This window comes from Streptomyces sp. NPDC007157, from assembly GCF_040634235.1.
Taxonomy (GTDB): domain Bacteria; phylum Actinomycetota; class Actinomycetes; order Streptomycetales; family Streptomycetaceae; genus Streptomyces.
This window is the reverse complement of record NZ_JBEYFE010000001.1, coordinates 478,802-497,690: the sequence shown is the minus strand read 5'-3', so window position 1 is coordinate 497,690 and position 18,889 is coordinate 478,802. Positions and strand designations below refer to the sequence as shown.

Annotated in this window: 19 protein-coding genes; 10 read left to right on the top strand and 9 right to left on the bottom strand. The window is 70.5% G+C overall.

What is annotated here, in order from left to right; genetic code table 11:
• Positions 1-97: 97 nt before the first annotated feature.
• From ABZ642_RS02225 to ABZ642_RS02215, 3 genes are read right to left on the bottom strand one after another with little or no spacing between them, the layout of a single operon-like run.
• The gene (locus ABZ642_RS02225; RefSeq protein WP_360475655.1) at positions 98-1,180 is read right to left on the bottom strand and encodes an ABC transporter substrate-binding protein; all 1,083 of its coding nucleotides are present in this window, start codon (positions 1,178-1,180) and stop codon (positions 98-100) included.
• Positions 1,177-2,211, bottom strand: a complete 1,035-nt coding sequence (locus tag ABZ642_RS02220) for an ABC transporter permease (protein WP_360475652.1) — start codon at positions 2,209-2,211, stop codon at positions 1,177-1,179. Before ABZ642_RS02220 ends, ABZ642_RS02225 begins: the two co-directional genes overlap by 4 nt.
• Positions 2,208-3,002: an ATP-binding cassette domain-containing protein gene (locus tag ABZ642_RS02215; RefSeq protein ID WP_360475649.1), complete on the bottom strand. Its 795-nt coding sequence runs from the start codon at positions 3,000-3,002 to the stop codon at positions 2,208-2,210. The genes ABZ642_RS02220 and ABZ642_RS02215 overlap by 4 nt, the downstream gene beginning before the upstream one ends.
• Positions 3,003-3,224: 222 nt before the next feature.
• On the opposite strand from ABZ642_RS02215, the gene ABZ642_RS02210 reads away from it, so the two are divergent.
• The gene (locus tag ABZ642_RS02210) at positions 3,225-4,214 is read left to right on the top strand and encodes a LacI family DNA-binding transcriptional regulator (RefSeq protein WP_360476071.1); all 990 of its coding nucleotides are present in this window, start codon (positions 3,225-3,227) and stop codon (positions 4,212-4,214) included.
• A gap of 42 nt (positions 4,215-4,256) precedes the next feature.
• On the opposite strand, the gene ABZ642_RS02205 is transcribed toward ABZ642_RS02210, so the two are convergent.
• From ABZ642_RS02205 to ABZ642_RS02185, 5 genes are all read right to left on the bottom strand, one after another.
• Positions 4,257-5,576, bottom strand: coding sequence for an acyltransferase (locus ABZ642_RS02205; RefSeq protein ID WP_360475646.1), 1,320 nt, complete (start codon positions 5,574-5,576; stop codon positions 4,257-4,259).
• Between the two features lie 254 nt (positions 5,577-5,830).
• On the bottom strand, positions 5,831-7,558 hold the full coding sequence (locus ABZ642_RS02200) for a DEAD/DEAH box helicase (protein ID WP_360475643.1): 1,728 nt from the start codon (positions 7,556-7,558) through the stop codon (positions 5,831-5,833).
• A gap of 87 nt (positions 7,559-7,645) precedes the next feature.
• Complete coding sequence (locus ABZ642_RS02195; protein ID WP_360475640.1) at positions 7,646-7,849, bottom strand: cold-shock protein; 204 nt, start codon at positions 7,847-7,849, stop codon at positions 7,646-7,648.
• Between the two features lie 238 nt (positions 7,850-8,087).
• The gene (locus ABZ642_RS02190) at positions 8,088-8,510 is read right to left on the bottom strand and encodes a hypothetical protein (protein ID WP_360475637.1); all 423 of its coding nucleotides are present in this window, start codon (positions 8,508-8,510) and stop codon (positions 8,088-8,090) included.
• Positions 8,511-8,735: 225 nt separating this feature from the next.
• On the bottom strand, positions 8,736-9,899 hold the full coding sequence (locus ABZ642_RS02185; protein ID WP_360475634.1) for an NAD-dependent formate dehydrogenase: 1,164 nt from the start codon (positions 9,897-9,899) through the stop codon (positions 8,736-8,738).
• A 169-nt stretch (positions 9,900-10,068) separates the two neighbouring features.
• On the opposite strand from ABZ642_RS02185, the gene crcB (ABZ642_RS02180) reads away from it, so the two are divergent.
• The 9 genes from crcB (ABZ642_RS02180) (at position 10,069) to ABZ642_RS02140 (ending at position 18,388) form a co-directional block, all read left to right on the top strand.
• The gene (gene crcB, locus ABZ642_RS02180; RefSeq protein WP_360475631.1) at positions 10,069-10,545 is read left to right on the top strand and encodes a fluoride efflux transporter CrcB; all 477 of its coding nucleotides are present in this window, start codon (positions 10,069-10,071) and stop codon (positions 10,543-10,545) included.
• Entirely contained in the window at positions 10,542-10,910 is a 369-nt protein-coding gene (gene crcB, locus ABZ642_RS02175; protein WP_360475628.1) for a fluoride efflux transporter CrcB, read from the top strand. The genes crcB (ABZ642_RS02180) and crcB (ABZ642_RS02175) overlap by 4 nt, the downstream gene beginning before the upstream one ends.
• A gap of 69 nt (positions 10,911-10,979) precedes the next feature.
• Positions 10,980-11,336 carry an FmdB family zinc ribbon protein gene (locus ABZ642_RS02170; protein ID WP_360475625.1) on the top strand — a complete coding sequence of 119 codons (357 nt, stop codon included), beginning with the start codon at positions 10,980-10,982 and terminating at the stop codon, positions 11,334-11,336.
• Positions 11,337-11,531: 195 nt separating this feature from the next.
• Positions 11,532-12,167 carry an AmiS/UreI family transporter gene (locus tag ABZ642_RS02165; RefSeq protein WP_360475622.1) on the top strand — a complete coding sequence of 212 codons (636 nt, stop codon included), beginning with the start codon at positions 11,532-11,534 and terminating at the stop codon, positions 12,165-12,167.
• Between the two features lie 24 nt (positions 12,168-12,191).
• Complete coding sequence (gene fmdA / locus ABZ642_RS02160; protein ID WP_360475619.1) at positions 12,192-13,442, top strand: formamidase; 1,251 nt, start codon at positions 12,192-12,194, stop codon at positions 13,440-13,442.
• Positions 13,443-13,812: 370 nt separating this feature from the next.
• Positions 13,813-14,931 (top strand): ribosome small subunit-dependent GTPase A, encoded by a 1,119-nt coding sequence (gene rsgA / locus ABZ642_RS02155; RefSeq protein ID WP_360475616.1) that lies wholly within the window; start codon positions 13,813-13,815, stop codon positions 14,929-14,931.
• A 179-nt stretch (positions 14,932-15,110) separates the two neighbouring features.
• A complete protein-coding gene (locus ABZ642_RS02150; protein WP_360476068.1) occupies positions 15,111-16,499 on the top strand; it encodes an AlkA N-terminal domain-containing protein in 1,389 nt (462 codons plus the stop codon).
• Entirely contained in the window at positions 16,499-17,026 is a 528-nt protein-coding gene (locus ABZ642_RS02145; protein WP_360475613.1) for a methylated-DNA--[protein]-cysteine S-methyltransferase, read from the top strand. The genes ABZ642_RS02150 and ABZ642_RS02145 overlap by 1 nt, the downstream gene beginning before the upstream one ends.
• Before the next feature lie 180 nt (positions 17,027-17,206).
• Entirely contained in the window at positions 17,207-18,388 is a 1,182-nt protein-coding gene (locus ABZ642_RS02140) for an SGNH/GDSL hydrolase family protein (RefSeq protein ID WP_360475610.1), read from the top strand.
• Between the two features lie 4 nt (positions 18,389-18,392).
• Here the strand turns inward: ABZ642_RS02140 and ABZ642_RS02135 are convergent, their stop codons facing one another.
• A complete protein-coding gene (locus ABZ642_RS02135; protein WP_360475607.1) occupies positions 18,393-18,881 on the bottom strand; it encodes a DUF456 domain-containing protein in 489 nt (162 codons plus the stop codon).
• Positions 18,882-18,889 lie beyond the last annotated feature (8 nt).

The following is an 18,889-nucleotide window of genomic DNA, read 5'->3' as shown; positions in this document are numbered from 1 at the left end:
GCCGGACCGGCGATACGACCGGCGGCCGGGCGGCCCCAAGAGGACGGGTCCACCCGGCCGCTGACCAGCTGTCAGGAGTTCGCGCCGGACGGTCGCGTCAGCACTGCGACTTGTAGAAGTACTTGCTGACCGACGCGTCGTTCATGTTGTCCTTCGTGATCGCCACCATGTTGGTGCCGATCGTCTTGCTCACCGACTTGCCCTCGAAGGCGTCGGCGAGCTGGTCCACCGCCTGCCGGCCGATCGAGGCCGGGTCCTGGGCGACCAGCACCTGGAGGGTGCCCGCCTTCAGCGCGGCGACCTCGTCGGGCTCGGCGTCGAACGCGGCCACCTTCACCGTGCCCTGCTTGCCGGCCTGCTTCAGCCCGGTGGCGATGCCCGTACCGGTGTTGGTGTTGCCGGCGAACGCCCCGCCCAGGTCCGGGTGGGCGGCGAGCGTCGACTGGATCTGGGAGGCCGCGGTGGCCGGCAGGTCGTTGTCGTAGAGCGTCGGCAGCACCTTGATGTTCGGGTACTTGCCCATCTCCTCGGTGAACCCCTTGATCCGGGCGTCCGTCGTCGACACACCGGGCTTGACGCTGATGACGATGACCGAACCCTTCTCGTTCATCAGCTTGGCCAGCGCGTCGGCGGCGACCCGGCCGCCCTTCTCGTTGTCCGACGAGATCCGGGTGATCCCGACGGAGTCGTCGCTCACCGTCGTGTCCACCAGCGCCACCTTGGTGCCCGACGACTGGATCTGCTTGAGCGACGGCGTCAGCGCGCTGGTGTCCACCGGCGAGATCAGCAGCCCGTCGGGCCGGGCCGCCGCCACCGAGTCCAGGAGCGGGCGCTGCACCGACACGTCCCACTGCGCGGAGCCGTCGGCCGTGAAGTCCATCCCCTTGGCCTTGGCCTCCTGCTGCGCGGCACAGGTCATGGTGATGTAGAAGGGGTCGCTCTTCACCCCCGTGATCAGCCGGACCTTCTTGCCCTTGGCGCCGCCCGAACTCCCCGAGCCGCCACCGTCGTTCGACGAACCGCAGGCCGAGGCCGCGCCGAGGGCCAGTACCGTGCCCACCGCGACCAGCAACCCGCGCCTGCTGCGAATGCTCCCCATCACAGAGTTCTCCTTGTCCTGCGCGATCGAGTTGTCCTGCGATTCCGTGCCGCGCGACGCGGTCATGCGTGACGGCGTCATGCGCGCTCCCGGGTCTTCCTGCGCATCTGGTCGATGTAGACGGCCACGACCAGTACCACGCCCACCGCCACGTCCTGCCAGTACTGCTGGACGCCGATCACGATCAGCCCGGTGGTCAGCACCGCCGGAATGAACACGCCGATCACCGTGCCCAGCACCGAACCCCGCCCGCCGAACAGGCTGGTACCGCCCAGCACCACCGCGGTGATCACCTTGAGGTTGTCGGTGGAGTGCCCGGCGATCGACGTCGTGCCGTACGAGGCCAGCCACATCACCGCGCCCAGTCCGGCCAGCAGCCCCATCAGGCCGTACACCTTCACCAGATGCCGGCCCACCGGAATACCCGCCCGCCGCACGGCAGTCGGGTTCGACCCGATGGCGAGGGTGTGGTCGCCGAACCGGGTGGCGGCCAGCACCGCGCCGAAGACCGCGGTCACCACGGCGGCCAGGATCACCATCCAGGGGATCCCGAGCAGCTTGCCGAAACCGAGGCTGTTCTGCAGATGCGTGGAGGCCGCACCGGCCGGGTCCTGGCCGCCGGTGGCGAGTTCGGCGATCCCCAGCGCCGCGCCGAGCCCGCCCAGTGTCACGATCAGCGGCGGCACCTTGCCGCTGGCCACCACCACGCCCTGCAGCGCGCCCCAGGCCGTGCCCACGGCCAGCGCGATGACGACGCAGATCGCGACGGTGCCCCAGCCCGACGCCGGGCCGCCGTGATGGAGGTTGTACTCACCCGCCGCCACCGCGGCCAGCACCAGCACCGACCCGATCGACAGGTCGATGCCCGCCGTGATGATCACGAATGTCATGCCGACGCCGAGCACCAGGTAGATGGCCGCGTTCACGGCGATCTGGGTGATGTCGTACGTGGTGAAGAACTTGCCCGGCGCCGCGATGGTGAAGAACACCACGAGCGCCAGGAGGATCACGAAGGTCCACAGTTCGTTGAGCGTCGCCGCGCGCCGGAGCCAGTCCGGCACCCCGGCACGGCTGCCGACGGCCACGGGGGCCTTCTCGCTCTCGGCCGTCATCGTGCGCCCTCCGCTTCCTTGCCCCCGCCGGGCCCGTCCAGGGATCCGGTCATCGCCCCGACGAGCTCCTCGATCGTGGTGTCCGCCGCGGTGTACGACGCGACGCGCCGGCCCAGCCGCAGCACCTCCACCCGGTCCGCGACCGACAGCACCTCGGGCATGTTGTGACTGATCAGCACCACACAGATGCCACGGTCGGCGACCCTGCGGACGGTCTCCAGGACCCGGGCGCGCTGGACCACCCCGAGGGCTGCGGTCGGCTCGTCCATGAAGATGACCTTGTTGGCGAAGGCGACCGCGCGGGCCACCGCGACGGACTGCCGCTGTCCGCCGGACAACGTTGTCACAGCAGCCGTCACATCCTTCAGTTCCACGCCGAGTTCGGCGAAGGCCTTGACCGCCTCCCGGCGCATCGTGGGCCGGTCGAGGACGCCGACCCGGCCGAGCAGGCCTCCGCGCACGATCTCCCGGCCGAGATAGAGATTGGCCGCCGCGTCGAGATCCGGCGCGAGCGACAGGTCCTGGTAGACCGTCTCGACGCCGTGCCGCTGTGCGTCCATCGGTCCGGAGAACCGCACCGGTGCGCCGTCCAGGCGGACTTCGCCGGCGTCGGGGGCGAGGACGCCCGACAGGACGTTCACCAGAGTGGACTTGCCGGCACCGTTGTCGCCGATGAGGGCGACGACCTCGCCGGAGTATGCCGTGAAATCGGCGCCCTGGAGCGCCTGGACGTGGCCGAAACGCTTGACCACCCCATGTGCGGTGAGCAGTGGTTCCCTTGCAGAGGCCATGTTGTGCCTTCTGGTTGGTATCGTTAACAGCTTGGCTGATTCTTGGGGCGCTCACGGCGGGGTGTCAAGGGTGGTGCAGCCGATCCCGGACCGGGCCGTCCGGCTTTTCAACTCCTCCTATTTGCACGTCTGTTGATATGCCGTCGAGTTGGTAACGTTAACGAGTCGACGCTCAAACGTGACGCAGGTGGAGGACGTGGCGTGGCAGCCACCCGGCCGACCATGAAGGACGTTGCCGCGGAAGCGGGCGTCAGCGCGATGACGGTGTCCCGGGTCGTCAACGGCGACGCGGCGGTCGCCCCGCGCACCGCCGCGCGGGTGGAGGCCGCGGTCCGGAAACTGGGTTACCAACGCGACGACGTGGCACGCCAGTTACGGCGCACCCACGAACTGAGCCAGACCATAGGGCTGTTGGTCGACGATGTGGCCGATCCCTTCATGGCCGCCGTGGCCTCCGCGGCCGAGGACGTCGCCCGGCAGCGCGGCAGCGTCATGCTCATCGGCTCCAGCCGCGCCGACCTGCGCCGGGAACGCGAGGTGATCGCCGCGTTCACCGCCCGCCGCGTCGACGGCCTGATCCTCACCCCGGCCGCCGGCAGCCACCGCTTCCTGCGCCCGGCCCAGGCGCAGGGCACGAAGATCGTCTGCGTGGACCGGGCGGCACCCGGGCTGAACGTGGACGCCGTGGTGGTCGACAACTTCGGCGCGGTGCGGGAGGCGGTGGGGCGGCTGGCGGCACACGGCCACCGCAGGATCGGGTACATCGGCGACACCCCACGGATCTGGACGTTCGGCGAACGCCGGCGGGGCTATCTGGCGGCGCTGGCGGCGGCCGGCCTCACCGCCGACCCGGCACTGGTCAGGGACGGTCTGCGGCCGGGCCCGGAGGCGGCCGGGGCCGTCACCGAGATGCTGGCGCTGCCCGACCCGCCGACCGCCCTGCTGGCCGGCAACGAGATCCTCGCCTTCAGCGCCCTCACCGTCCTCCCCGCCGGCCTGGCCTTCATCGCCTTCGACGACTTCACGCTCGCCGACCGGCTGACCCCGCCCGTCACGGTGATCGCCCAGGACCCGGTGGCCCTCGCGACCAGCGCGGCACACCTGCTGTTCGCCCGCATCCACGGCGACGCCTCACCACCGCGCACGGTGGTCATGCCGACCCGGCTGATCGAGCGGGGGTCGGGGGAGCTGCCGGGTCCGTTCGCCGCGTAGGCAGGCCGTGCGGTGACCACGGTGCTCGTCCGGCCGCCACTCTCACACCCGGCCCGGAACCCGGGCCACCCTCGGCCGGTCGAGCCGGCGTGGGGTCGTCCACCGCGTCAGCATCACCAGCGCGGTGCCCAACGCCAGGCCCATGGTGGGCAGTACGGGGAGCCGGCCGTCGGGCGCGAAGCCCCGCACGGCGAAGCGGGCCAGCGCGGCGACGTCCATGGCCAGGCCGAGCCACAGCGGCCAGGCATGCCGCAGGCCGACGTCCGGAGTGGTCCGTTCGTACAGCACGGCCAGCCCGCGTTCCAGGGGCCGGAGCGCGGACACGACGCCGGCCAGGACGAGGCCGAGCACCAGCAGCCACGGGATCCGCAGCCCCCACCACGCGGCGGACCCGAGGGCCGGCTCGGGCGCGAGGCCGGTCAGGTAGAACGCGGCGGCGACGACCAGTACCGGCAGCATGTGCCACAGATACAGGGTCATGCTGGTCGCCCCCACGGGGCGCACCACCCGCCACACCCGCTCGCGGTCCAGCAGCCGCCGTACCGCCGGTGCCACGAGGAGGCACAGCCCGATCTGGGCCACCACCCACGCCAGCATCGCGGCCGACGGCGGATCGGTGTTGCTGGGGTGCTGCCCGGTCACCAGGATCAGACTGACCGGGAACGGTCCGAGGGCCACGAGCGCGGCGAACGCCACGCCGCCGCCCGCCGCCATCAGGACCGGCACGAGCCGGCGCCCGGTCAGCAGACCGTCCCGCCAGCAGAAGCCCAGCTGATAGGCGACACCCCACACGAGCACGTAGTTCAGCAGACCCGCATACGGCGCGTGCACCGTCACCACGAGCACGTCGGCCGCCAGGGCGACCGCACCCATCGCCGACGGGACCAGGAGTTCCCAGCGCCGGTGGGCCGCGTACATCAGCGGTGTCAGGGCGCTGATCAGCAGATACACCGGAAGGAACCAGAACTGCATCGCCATCGCCCATCCCACCAGCGACAGCGTGCCCGGGTCCACACCGGCCGCCGAACAGACACCGACGGCGAGCAGCACCAGACCGCTGTAGAGGCCCGTCGGCAGCAGCAGCCGCAGCGCCCGCCGCCCCAGCCACCCGGCGGCCGTCCCCCCGGCCGCCTGGGCGCGCGGCCAGGAACCGCCCGCGGCGTGGCCCCCGGCCAGGAAGAACAGCGGCATGATCTGGAACCCGAGCGTCAGCCACTGGGTCCAGGGAACGGTCGCCAACAGCTCCGGGGCGGTGATCTGTCCACCGGGCTCCCGGACCAGGGCGGTGATCAGCCAGTGGCCGAGCACCACCAGCACGATGGCCCACGCGCGCAGGAAGTCGACGTAGCGGTCTCTGCTCATGGGCCGTCATGCTGCCGCAGCCCCGGCGCCGTCGTGCCGGGAAGCCCATGCCGCAACCATTCCGTGCCCGGTACGACACCCTCCCCAGGCCACTACGGCCGAGGGGCGATCGACCGGCGGGAAAGCCGTCGGCGTCCTCGCGTACCGGACTCGCGGCCCGGCCGTGGAGCAGTCCGCCGTCGGCGCCGCTGAGCGGAAGCCAGGCGTGAGTGGACGCGCGATGATCAACAGGGCGAACGGTGCCTGATGCCGTACTAGGTGGCCGAGGTGCGGCGGCCGCCCCGGCGCCCCGATTCCCGGCCGCCGTTGCCGGCAGCGCCGCCCGTGGCTCCGCCGGCCGCCGCTCGTCGGCGGGAACCGCGGGCCTCCGCGCCGGAGGCAGCGCCGGTCGCCGCACCGGCCGCGGCCCGGCGGTCGGAACCGCGGCCGCCCGCGCCGACGGCACCACCCGTGGCCCCGGCGGTTCCCGCCCGGCGGACTGAACCGCGCCCGCCGGTTGCCGAAGTGCCACCGGTCGGTGCCGCCCCGGCCGCGGCCCGGCGGTCCGCGCCCCTGCCGCCCGTCCCGGTGGCCGCACCTGTCGCCGTTCCGGGCTCGCCGCCGTTTCGGCGGCGGCCGGACCGCCTGCCGCGCCCGGTGCCTGCCTTCCGGTCCGGGCGGGATGCCGTCGGTGCCGCCGGCTGGGGGATCTCGATGATGACGGGCACGCCGGAAGGCTCGCGGGCGCCGGTGATGGTGGCCAGCTCCGCGTCGCTCGACGTGATGCGGGCCGTCCGGGGGCGGATGCCCGCGTCCGACATGAGCCGGGTGACGTCCCGTTTCTGCTCGGGCAGGACCAGGGTGACGACGCTGCCGGAGTCGCCGGCGCGGGCCGTACGGCCGCCCCGGTGGAGGTAGTCCTTGTGGTCGGCGGGGGGATCGACGTTCACGACGAGGTCGAGGTCCTCGACATGTATGCCCCGGGCCGCGACGTTCGTCGCCACCAGCGCGGTGACCTGGCCGCTCTTGAACTGTTCCAGCGTCCGGTTCCGCTGCGGCTGGGAGCGGCCGCCGTGCAGTGCCGCCGCGCGGACGCCGACGGCCAGGAGCCGCTTGGTGAGCCGGTCGGCGGACCTCTTGGTGTCGAGGAAGAGGATGACCCGGCCGTCACGGGCGGCGATGCGCGTGGTGACGGCCTTCTTGTCGGTCTCGTCCTGGACGTGGAGCACGTGGTGCTCCATGGTGGTCACCGCCCCCGCGGACGGGTCCACGGAGTGCACCACGGGGTCGGTCAGGAACCGCTGTACCAGGCGGTCGATGTTGCGGTCCAGGGTGGCCGAGAAGAGCATGCGCTGTCCGTCGGGCCGCGCTTGCTGGATCAGCTTGGTGATCTGCGGCAGGAAGCCCATGTCGGTCATCTGGTCGGCTTCGTCCAGGACCGTGATGCGTACGCTGCCGAGCACGCAGTCCCCGCGTTCCACGAGGTCGTTGAGCCTGCCGGGAGTCGCCACGAGCACTTCGGCGCCGCGCCGGAGCGCACTGGCCTGCTTGGTGATGGACATTCCGCCGACCACGGTGGCCAGCCGGAGGTTCACGGCGGTCGCATAGGGGGTCAGCGCGTCCGTCACCTGCTGGGCGAGTTCACGGGTGGGCACCAGCACGAGGGCGAGGGGTGCCTTGGGCTCCGCGCGCAGTCCGGCTGTGCGGGCCAGGAGCGCGAGCCCGAACGCGAGGGTCTTGCCGGAGCCGGTACGCCCCCGTCCCAGCAGGTCACGGCCTGCGAGCGAGTTGGGCAGCGTGGCGGCCTGGATGGGGAAAGGGGTGGTGACACCTTGAGCGGTGAGGGTCTTCAGCAGTCCCGCGGGCATGTCCAGCCCGGCGAAGTCCTCGACTGCGGGAAGGGCGGGTGTCGTGTTTTCCGGCAGCCGGAATTCGCTTGGCGCCGACGCGGGCGGTGGAGGTGACGAGGCGCGCCGGTTCGGCTTCTGGGGTCTGCGGGGCATGCAGCTTTCTGCCTTCCTGGAAACAGCACAAACCGGGGTCCGCACCATGGCGGTGCCGACCCCGGTGAGGGGATACGCGTCCGGCGATCAGGCGGGGACGATGTTCTCCGCCTGCGGGCCCTTCTGGCCCTGTGTGACGTCGAAGGAGACCCGCTGGCCCTCCTGGAGCTCACGGAAGCCCTGGGCCGCGATGTTCGAGTAGTGGGCGAAGACGTCGGGGCCGCCGCCGTCCTGCTCGATGAAGCCGAAACCCTTTTCGGCGTTGAACCACTTCACGGTTCCCTGTGCCATGACCTTCTCCGCTCTTTAGGCAGAGGCCCCATCCGGAGATGCCGGAAAACAAATAATGCGCCTGCAGGAGAGACATTCCCGTCAGGCGCACATAGGCTTATGGGTACCACAACTGCAACATAGCCATCTTAACACGCCTCGGCGGCACGTCGTGGATCATCGAGGTGCGCGCCGGGGTTCCGCACAGCGGAGCCTCCCGTCCGTACCGGCCACGAAGCCGCGGGAGCCCCGGAGTTCGTCAGAGCTTCCCGCCGATCTCACAGGCCTGGCACGGCGGTCGGCCACAGGTGCACTGCATGATGGCGTCGAGGACCCCGCGGTCGTGGTAGAGGCACTCGTCCTTGCAGGTGTGGCGCGGGATGAATCCTGCCGGGATCTCGCCGGGCCATGGCTCGTGGCCGTCCCGGCAGCGGATGAACCGCTCGGGGTCGGCGGAGTGCAGTTCGTGCATGCTCGACCGCGCCTCGTCCTCCAGCTCACGCACTCGCTCCACCAGAGCCTTGAGCTCGGCGGCGATGCCGGAGTACCGGTCGGCGCCGGTCCTTACGTGCGCGGCCCGCAGTGCCATCGCTGCGTTGCCCAGAAACCTACCGGCATCCTGGAGGTCGGTCACGTGGTGCATCTGAATGCCGGTCACGCCCCGGACCCACACTGCGTCCATGCTCACTGATCCACCTTCCCGGCGTTCGCCTGGTTTTCTTACGAGAGATTACCCGCGGCGCCGGTATCCCTGCATATGGAAAACAATCTATTTATGGACGCTAAAGGTCCCGCCCGTGCCCGTCCAGTAAATCGTGGGTGAATCGGATCACAGCCGGATTGGTGGATCTTCTATTCGATCTGCAGTTGATTTCTTGTCCGTCGCACGTCCCCCGGCCCGTGGCGGTCATCCGGCGACCGTGTAGGAAGTCGCTCCCGTCCCGGCGAGCCCACCGCCCTCGACGATCAGGTACTCCGGGCGGATGGGGCGACCGTCGAGCCAGCACTCCAGGATCTCCCGCGCACCGGCCGCGTAGCGTGCCTGCGCCGAGAGGGTCGACCCGGACACGTGCGGCGTCATCGCCTCGTTGGGCATGGTGCGCCAGGGATGGTCGGGCGGTGGCGGCTGCGGGTACCAGACGTCACCGGCGTAACCGGCCAGTTGGCCGCTGTTGAGGGCCCGCACCACGGCGTCCCGGTCGACGATGAGCGCCCGTGCGGTGTTGACGATGTACGAACCGCGCTTCATGGCCCCGATCAGCTCGTCGTCGAAGAGGTTCTGTGTCTGTGGATGCAGCGGAGTGTGGATCGAGAGCACATCGACGGAGGAGGCCAGCGAACGGGCGTCGGGATGCCAGGTCAGCTCCAGCTCCTCCTCGATCTCCTTGTCCAGCCGGTGCACGTCGCAGTAGTGCAGCGTGACGTCGAACGGCTTGAGGCGGCGCAGTACCGCCTGGCCGATTCGGCCGGAGCCGAGGACGCCGACGTCCATGCCTTCGAGGTCGTAGGCGTGCGAGACGCTGTCGGCGATGTTCCAGCCCTTCTTGGTGGTCACCCACTCGTGAGCCGGCATGTAGTTGTGCACGAGGGTGAGAATCTGCATCACCGCGTGCTCCGACACGCTGATGCTGTTGCTGAACGTCACCTCGGCCACGGTCATGCCGTGGGCGATGGCGCTCGGCAGGTCGACGTGGTCCGACCCGATCCCCGCGGTGATCGCGAGTCTGAGCCGAGGAGCCGCGGCGATGCGTTCGGGGGTCAGATAGGCGGGCCAGAACGGCTGCGAGATGACCACGTCGGTGTCGGGAAGCTCGCGGTCCAGGGTGGAGTCCGCCCCTTCCTTGTCGCTCGTGACGACGAGGGTGTGACCCCGGTCCTCCAGGAACCGGCGCAGCCCCAGTTCTCCTGAGACGCAGCCGAGGAGATGCCCCGGGGTGAAATCGATGGCCTGCGGGGTCGGCGCGGTCTGACCGCCCGGATAGCCGCTGATGGTGGGAATCTCGTCGCGGGCGTAGTCGGGAGGATAACCGCCCACGGGGTCCGGATAGAGCACCGCAAGGATTTTTGCCATGGCCGTCCTCCATCGGTGGGGCCACTGCTCCGGTGAGTGGGCAGGGCACCGGTAACCGGTCGAACGCCGATGATCTTGAATTTTAGTCGAGTGTGCGCCGGCACTGCAATCCCAGCGATAATGGGGAGGTGTTCCGGTGGATAGGGATGCGGCTATTTCGATGAGGCCTGTGACAGGAGTTCGGGAGCCGTTCCGCGCACGTCTGCGCGGGGGCGTCCTGTTGGCGGTCGCGCTCGGCGGCGTGCTGGGCGGGACGGCCCGTTACGCGCTGGTGCTGGCCTTCCCCGCCCGAGGGGCGGCGTTCCCGTGGGCGACGTTCGCCGTCAACGTGTCCGGGGCGTTCGTGCTGGCACTGCTGCTCGTGTATGTGCTGGAGATCTGGCCGCCGACCCGCTACGTGCGGCCGTTCGCCGCCGTCGGCTTCCTGGGCGCCTTCACCACCTTCTCGACCTGGATGGTCGACACCGATCGCCTGCTGGGCCACGACCACTACGGGACCGCGGTGTTGAACATCTTCGGGAGTCTCTTCGCCGGCCTGGCGGCCACCGTTCTGGGCCTGGTCATCGGCAGGCTGACATCGGCCCGGCGCATTCGGCTCGACGCGCGGCGCGGGCGCGCCCGCCGGTACGGCTGGTGGATACGGTGATCACCCTGCTCGCCGTTGGTGCGGCGGCCGCCGTCGGGGCGGTTGCGCGTTACGTACTCGACCAGTACGTGCAGTACCGCAGGCCGGGCGCGTTCCCGCGCGGCACCTGGCTGATCAACGTGACCGGCTCGTTCGTGCTGGGGCTGCTGGTGGGCCTCGGCGCACGGCACGCACTGCCGGAGCAGGTCGTGGTCATTGCCGGTGTCGGTTTCTGCGGCGCCTATACGACGTTCTCCACATTCAGTTACGAGTTGGTCCACCTGCGCGAGAAGGGGCAGGCAGGAAAGTCCCTGCTGTACGGCGCTTCGAGCCTTGCGGTGGGTCTGTCGGCGGCAGCGGCAGGGCTCGCCATCGGGTCGTTCTGAGAAAGGGCGGACTCGTCCGTCCGGGCTTGACACGTCGTTTTACAAGACGTCTCCTTGAAGTAAGGAAACATGGTGTGGCGTGCGCTTGTCCGGGTGCGTCGCACACGCTCGGGTTGGCCAGCGTCCACCGGCATTCGGAGGCTGCTGATGGCAACCTATGAATATCTATGCAGCCGCTGTGGGCCCTTCGATGTGAAGTTGGAAATCGGGACGGCGCCCCAGGTTTATGACTGCCCTGTGTGCGCAGGCACTGCGAGACGCGTGTATTCGGCGCCCGGCCTTTCGCTGACACCGAACGCGGTCGCCGCCCTCCATGTACGGGAGGAACAGGCGCGTGAGGCCCCGGCAGTAGTCTCTGAAGTGCCGTCACGCAGGAGGGTGCCACGCCATCCGCACCCCGCGCTTTCGCGGCTGCCCCGTCCCTGAGGGCGGTGGTCGAAAAGGCAGAACGTCTCATGCGGGTTTCGGCATCGGACACGACGTCGTTCCCGTAGCGGTGCGCGGAACGCGGAATCACGCGACGCGGGCCGGGAACCGAGCCGCCTCCTCGGCAGCTCGTGGGTGACCCCCCCGGGCGCGACGCGATTCCGCCCCCCATGCGGACTTGGGAGGTGTGTCCCCGTGGGAAACGTGGGACTGCTCTTCGTCGGTGCGGTGCTCTACGTGAACGGGCTGTTGCTGCTGGGGAAGGTGGACGCCAAGTCCGCAGCAGTGTTCAACCTCTTCGTGGGCGGACTGCAGGTGTTGACGCCGACCTATCTCATCTTCACGGCAGGCAACGATTCCACGAAGATTCTGGCGGCATCAGGAATTTACCTGTTCGGATTCACCTACCTGTACGTGGGAATTGTGCTGCTCGCGGGGATCGACAACATCTGCGTCGGCTACTACTCCCTCTTCGTGGCGATCGTTGCCCTGGGGTATTCATTCGCCAACTTCCACCTCCTCAAGGACTACCCGTTCGGAGTTATTTGGCTCTACTGGTCCTTCCTGTGGTTCCTGTTCTTCCTGCTGCTCGGTCTCAAGAAGACGGAGTTGTCCGACTATGTGGGCTGGGTGACGGCGATCGAGGGCTGGGTCACGGGTGTCATTCCCGCGGCGCTGCTGCTCTCCGGTTACTGGAAGCACACCACGGAGATCGCCATCGCCCTCGGTGCCTTCGGTGTCGTCGTGTTCGCGGCACTGTGGCCGCTCACCAGGAAATCGCGGCAGCCGGCCCCGGCCGGATCGGCCGGAAGTACGGGCACAACGTCCTGACCGGATCAAGAGTGAGAGGCTGTCATGCCTGAAGTCGTATTCAGAGTGGACCAGAGCAAGTCGATGCGAGAGCAGGACGTTCCCGGACACAACAGGTGGCACCCGGACGTCCCCATCGCCGCCATGGTGAAGCCAGGAGCGGAGTTCCGCATGGAGTGCCGTGACTGGACCGACTGTCAGGTCGGCAACAACGACTCCTCCAACGACGTACGCGACATAGACCTGACCATCCCGCACATGCTCAGCGGCCCGATAGGCGTGGAGGGCGCCGAACCCGGCGACCTGCTCGTCGTCGACATCCTCGACCTCGGTCCCGTGCCGCAGCAGACCGGGGGCTCGGCAGGACAGGGCTGGGGCTACACCGGCATCTTCGCCAAGGCCAACGGCGGAGGCTTCCTGACCGACTACTTCCCGGACGCCTACAAAGCGGTGTGGGACTTCCACGGACAGCAGGCCGTCTCCCGCCACCTTCCCGGGATCCGCTTCACCGGGATCACCCACCCCGGGCTGTTCGGAACCGCCCCGTCCACCGAGATGCTCGCCAGCTGGAACGCCCGCGAGCAGGCGCTGATCGACACCGACCCGAACCGGGTCCCGCCCCTCGCCGTACCGCCGGACAGCACCAACGCACTCGCGGGCACGGCCACCGGAGACCTCGCCACGCGCATCGCCGCGGAAGGCGCACGCACGGTGCCGGCGCGCGAGAACGGAGGCAACCACGACATCAAGAACTTCACCCGGGGATCAAGAGTCTTCTACCCCGTACACGTCAAGGACGCGAAGCTGTCCGGAGGCGACCTGCACTTCAGTCAGGGCGACGGAGAGATCACCTTCTGCGGCGCCATCGAGATGGGCGGGTTCATCGACTTCCACGTCGACCTGATCAAGGGCGGTATGGAGACGTACGGCATCTCCACCAACCCCGTGTTCATTCCGGGCAACGTCGAGCCGAGGTACACGGAGTTCCTCACCTTCATCGGGATCTCCGTCGACCACGACACGGACACGAACTACTACCTCGACGCGACACTGGCCTACCGCCGGGCCTGCCTCAACGCCGTCGAGTACTTCAAGAAGTTCGGCTACAGCGGAGAGCAGGCCTACCTGCTGCTCGGCTCCTCCCCCATAGAGGGACGTATCAGCGGCATCGTCGACATCCCCAACGCCTGCTGCTCGTTGTACGTACCCACCGCCATGTTCGACTTCGAGGTCCGTCCGAGCGCCGCCGGACCGATGAAGGCCGACCGAGGCCAGTGCGCGTTGGCCACCGCCTGACCGGACCCCGGCTGCGGCCCCCGCGGATTCGAGACGGCGGGTCGCGGCCGGGACTCTGTCTGCGCGGTTGAGGTCGGTCCGCCGACTGCGGGTGTCGTACGGATGAGCCCCGGACGGTTAATCGCTGGCGCCGTGCCCTGGGGCGAGGCTACGGTTTCCTCGTTCCAGGGCACGGTCGTGTTCCGTTCCCGGGGAAACAGTGTTGGCTCGTCGAGGAAGCAGGAGGTGAGGACATTGATGACTGTCACGGTGACGGGTGCTGCCCGCATTCAGGAGTTCATCATCGTTTCCACCCCTGTGGTCTCCGGCTGACACCCACACAACTTCCGCGCCGAGCGCGCCGCCGGGGCCACCCTTCGAAGGGTTTCCCTTGTTCCACACCTCGCTCAACACCTCCGCCACTTCTGATGGCCGGCATGCCCTCGCTTCCTACGGGTGGGATGAAGGCTGGACCGCCGAGTTCGCTCCGCACGCCGAGCAGGGTCTGCTGCCCGGCCGTGTTGTGCGGGTCGACCGTGGTCAGTGCGATGTCGTCACTTCGGCAGGCGTCATTCGTGCCGATACCGAGTTCGTCGTGCCCCGTGACCCGATGAAGATCGTGTGTACGGGGGACTGGGTCGCCGTCGACCCCGAAGGTGATGATCCGCGGTATGTGAGGACGTTGCTGCCGCGCCGTACCGCCTTCGTGCGCTCCACCTCCTCCAAGCGGTCCGAGGGGCAGATCCTCGCCGCCAACGTCGACCACGCGATCGTCGCGGTGTCCCTCGCCGTCGAGCTCGACCTCGGCCGCGTCGAACGGTTCCTGGCACTGGCCTGGGAGTCCGGGGCCCAGCCGGTCGTGGTCCTCACCAAGGCGGACCTGGTCCCGGACCCGGTGACCCTCGCGCATCTGGTCCAGGACGTCGAGACGAGCGCGCCCGGCGTGCCCGTCCTCACCGTCAGCGCGCTGGCGGGGGACGGCCTCGACGTCCTCGTCTCGCTCGTCAGCTCCGGTACGTCCGTCCTGCTCGGCCAGTCCGGCGCGGGCAAGTCCACCCTCGCCAACGCGCTGGTCGGCGAGGACGTGATGGACGTCCGGGCCGCCCGGGACGTCGACGGCAAGGGCCGGCACACCACGACCACCCGCAACCTGCTGGCGCTGCCGGGCGGGGGAGTGCTGATCGACACGCCAGGCCTGCGTGGCGTGGGCCTGTTCGACGCCGGTACCGGCGTCGGGCAGGTGTTCTCCGAGATCGAGGAACTGGCGCAGGGGTGCCGGTTCTCCGACTGCGGGCACGAGAGCGAGCCGGGCTGCGCGGTGCGCTTGGCGGTGGAGACCGGCGAACTGCCCGTCCGCCGGCTGGAGAGCTACCGCAAGCTGATGCGGGAGAACCAGTGGATCGTCGCGAAGACGGACGCCCGGCTCCGGTCCGAGATCAAGAAGGACTGGAAGAAGAGGGGGGCGGAGGGGAAGGCGGCGATGGAGGCGAAGCGGGGGCGGTGGCACTAGGGGCGGTGGCGGTTGTCGGGTGAGTGCGGGTGGGTGGGGTCCGGTCGCGCCCACGCGGTGGAGCCGCAGGTCGATCCGGGCCCGCGCCTCTACCGGGGCGCTGTGCGAGCCGTCCCACCAGCACCACGTCCGATTCCCGCCAGCCCCGGCTCCCGCCATCGCTCACACTTGAGTACGTGATGGACGAAGAGACCAGGTACGAGGCGGTGCGCAGCCGGGACGGGCGGTTCGACGGCGCGTTCTTCTTCGCCGTGCGGACCACCGGCATCTACTGCCGTCCCAGCTGCCCCGCCGTCACCCCGAAGCGGCACAACGTCCGCTTCTTCCGTACCGCCGCCGCCGCGCAGGGCTCCGGCTTCCGGGCCTGCCGGCGGTGCCGCCCGGACGCCGTACCGGGGTCCGCCGAGTGGAACGCGCGCGCCGACGTCGTCGGCCGGGCCATGCGGCTGATCGGCGACGGCGTCGTGGACCGGGAGGGCGTCGGCGGCCTCGCCGGCCGGCTCGGCTACAGCGCCCGGCAGGTGCAGCGGCAGCTCACCGCCGAACTCGGCGCCGGCCCGGTCGCCCTCGCCCGGGCCCAGCGCGCCCACACCGCCCGCCTGCTGCTCCAGACCACCGAGCTGCCGATCACGGAGATCGCGTTCGCGAGCGGATTCGCCAGCGTGCGGCAGTTCAACGACACCGTCCGCACCGTGTACGCCACGACCCCGAGCCGGTTGCGCGAGGCGGCGCCCGGCGGCCGGGGCGCCCGGCGTGGCTCGCCGGCCGCCGGGATCCCGCTGCGGCTCGCCCACCGCGGCCCGTACCAGGCCGGTCCCGTCTTCGACCTGCTGGCACGCGAGGCCGTACCCGGTGTGGAGGAGGTCACCGGCGTCCCCGGCGCCCGCACCTACCGCCGCACCCTGCGACTGCCGTACGGCCATGCCGTCGTCGCCGTCGAGGAGCGGAGCGGTGCCGCGGCCGGCGGGGCCCGTCCCGGCGGCTGGCTCGACGCCCGGCTGCGGCTCACCGACCCCCGCGACCTGACCACCGCCGTACAGCGGCTGCGGCGGCTGTTCGATCTCGACGCCGACCCGTACGCCGTCGACGAGCGGCTCGCCGAGGACCCACGGCTCGCTCCGCTGGTCGCCGCGCGGCCGGGGCTGCGCTCACCCGGCACCGCGGATCCGGCCGAGGCCGCCGTGCGCGCCCTGGTCGGCACGGCCGGCGCCGAGCGGCTGGTGCAGCGGTACGGCAAGGTGCTGGACGCGCCCGCCGGCAGCCTCACCCACCTCTTCCCGGAGGCCGGCGTGCTCGCCGAGGCCGAGCCGGACGGCACCCTCGGCGCGCTCGCCGCCGCGCTCGCGGACGGCACCCTACGACTGGACCCGGGCGCCGACCGGGACGACGCGGAGGCGGCCCTGCGGGCCCTGCCCGGGCTGGAGCCGGCGGTCGTCGCCGCGATCCGGGTCCGCGCGCTCGGCGACCCCGACGTGGCCGAGCCCGGCCTGGACATACCGGACGACTGGCGGCCCTGGCGGTCGTACGCCGTCCGGCACCTGCTGGTGGAAGGGGAGCTGAGGAACTGATGGGTGTCACGTACTGGACGCGGATCGCTTCGCCGGTCGGGGAGTTGCTCCTGACCGCGGATGCGGACGGGGCATTGACGTCGCTGTCCGTCCCCGGGCAGAAGGGCGGTCGGAGCGTCGAGGCGGGGTGGCTCGCGGACGCGGGGCCCTTCCGGACGGCCGAGGAGCAGCTCGGTGCGTACTTCGCCGGTGAACTGAAGGAGTTCCGGCTGGAGTTGAGCGCACACGGAACCGAGTTCCGGGAGCGGGTGTGGGGTGCGCTGGACGGCGTCCCGTACGGGGGGACGACGACGTACGGGGAGATCGCCGCGCGGATCGGGGCGTCCAGGATGGCGGTGCGCGCGGTCGGCGGGGCGATCGGGGCCAACCCCCTGCTGATCGTGCGGCCCTGCCACCGCGTGATCGGGGCGGACGGCTCGATGACCGGCTACGCGGGCGGACTTGACCGGAAGGTACGGCTGCTGACGCTGGAGGGGGCGGTGGCGGCGGGCCAGGGACGGCTGCCCGCAGCTGTGCGGTCGGCGTGACCACAGTGCCCCGTAAGGGGCGCGGGGAACGGCGCGACCAGCCCCCACCCACCCGCAGCCGCACCACTACGGTCACGCCCCCACTCCGCCACCCGGGTGGTCCCCCGGTCAAGTTGCTGCCCCACTCGGCATCCGTATGTCACCTTCCCCTCCAGTGGGCCTCAGGAAGGGCGGGTGTGGATGGGCAAGGTCGGGCGGGTTCTCGGCGCGGCGCTGCTGATCGCGATGGGTACGACGGGGCGGGCCGGTGCCGATTCCGGCCCCTCGCTCTGGGCGGGGAGCTGGGAGACCGCGCCTTCCGGGACCGCCCGCGCGGTGCCCGGCGCCGCCTACCGCAACGTCGTCCATCTCAGCGTCGGAGGCAGTGCGGTACGGGTCCGGATCAGCAACCGGCTCGGCGGCGCACCGCTACGGCTCGGCGCGGTCACCGTCGCGCTGCGCCAGGGCACCGGCGCGGACGCCGTACCCGGGTCCATGCGCGGCGCCACCTTCGACGGCGCCGGCACCGCGGTCGTACCGGTCGGGCAGGACCTGGTCAGTGATCCGGTGCCGCTCGCCGTCCCGGCCGCCGCCGATCTGCTGGTCACCGTCGAGACCCCGGGTGACTCCGGTCCCGCCACCTATCACCGCGTGGCGCTCCAGACCAGCTACCTCGCCAGGCACGGCGCCGGCCGGGCCGCCGACGAGCACGGGACCGCGTACACCAGGACCACCGGGAACTGGTACTACGTCACGGGTGTCGACGTGCGCAGCGTGACCCTCGGCACCGTGGTCGCCTTCGGCGACTCCCTCACCGACGGCAACGGCTCCAGCTTCGGCACCAACCACCGCTGGCCCGACCGCCTCGCGGAACGGCTGCGCCCCTTCCGGATCGGCGTGCTCAACGCCGGGATCTCCGGCAACCGGCTGCTGCTCGACAGCACCGGAGGACCGGGCGCCCTGAACCGGCTGGACGCCGACGGGCTGGCCCGGGCGGGTGTCCGGACCCTGGTCCTCCTCGAAGGCATCAACGACATCAAGGGCACCCCGGAGGCCACGGACCCCGCCGACTTCGTGCGGGCCTACCGGGCGATCGTGGCCCGCGCCCACGCACGCGGAATCCGGGTCGTGGGCGCGACACTGACGCCCTACGCGGGGTTCAGCGGCTACACCGACGCCCGGGAGGCCGTACGGCAGCGGGTCAACGCGCTGATCCGCACCCGGCACGTCTTCGACGCGTACGTCGACTTCGACGCCGTCGTCCGCGATCCGCAGCAGCCGACACGCATCCGGCCCGGCTACGACCCCGGCGACCACCTGCACTTCAACGACGCCGGCATGCGCGCCCTGGCCGCCGCCGTCCGGCTCGTCGACCTGCTCTGAGCCCTCAGCCGCCCCGCACCACCACCGCCACCAGCCAGCCCGCCGTGACCAGCAGGCAGGCGAACAGCTCGGCCAGCACACTGGAGCCGCCCGCGTCCATCGTCGTGCGCAGCGCGGCCAGCGCCTCGGCGTGGCGGCCGAGACGGCGGCGTTCGTGGAGGTAGATCCCGGCCATGAAACCGGGGATCGCGCCGACCACGGGGAGCAGCACGAAACCGAGGACGGCGCCGGTCCCGGCGTACACGCCCATGCGGGCGGTGGCACCACTGGCCCGCAGCCGGCGCGGCGGCAGGATCCAGCGGACCACCTGGGCCAGCAGCAGCACGATCGAGGCGCCGACCAGGACCGCCCAGGCCACCGGGCGCGGGTCGTACAGCGCCCACCACAGCACGGCGGCCCACACCAGCCACGAACCCGGCACCCCGGGCACCAGCACCCCGCACAGGCCCAGCACCAGCACCAGGCCGACCAGCAGGAGTTCTCCTGCTCCCATCTGCCCAG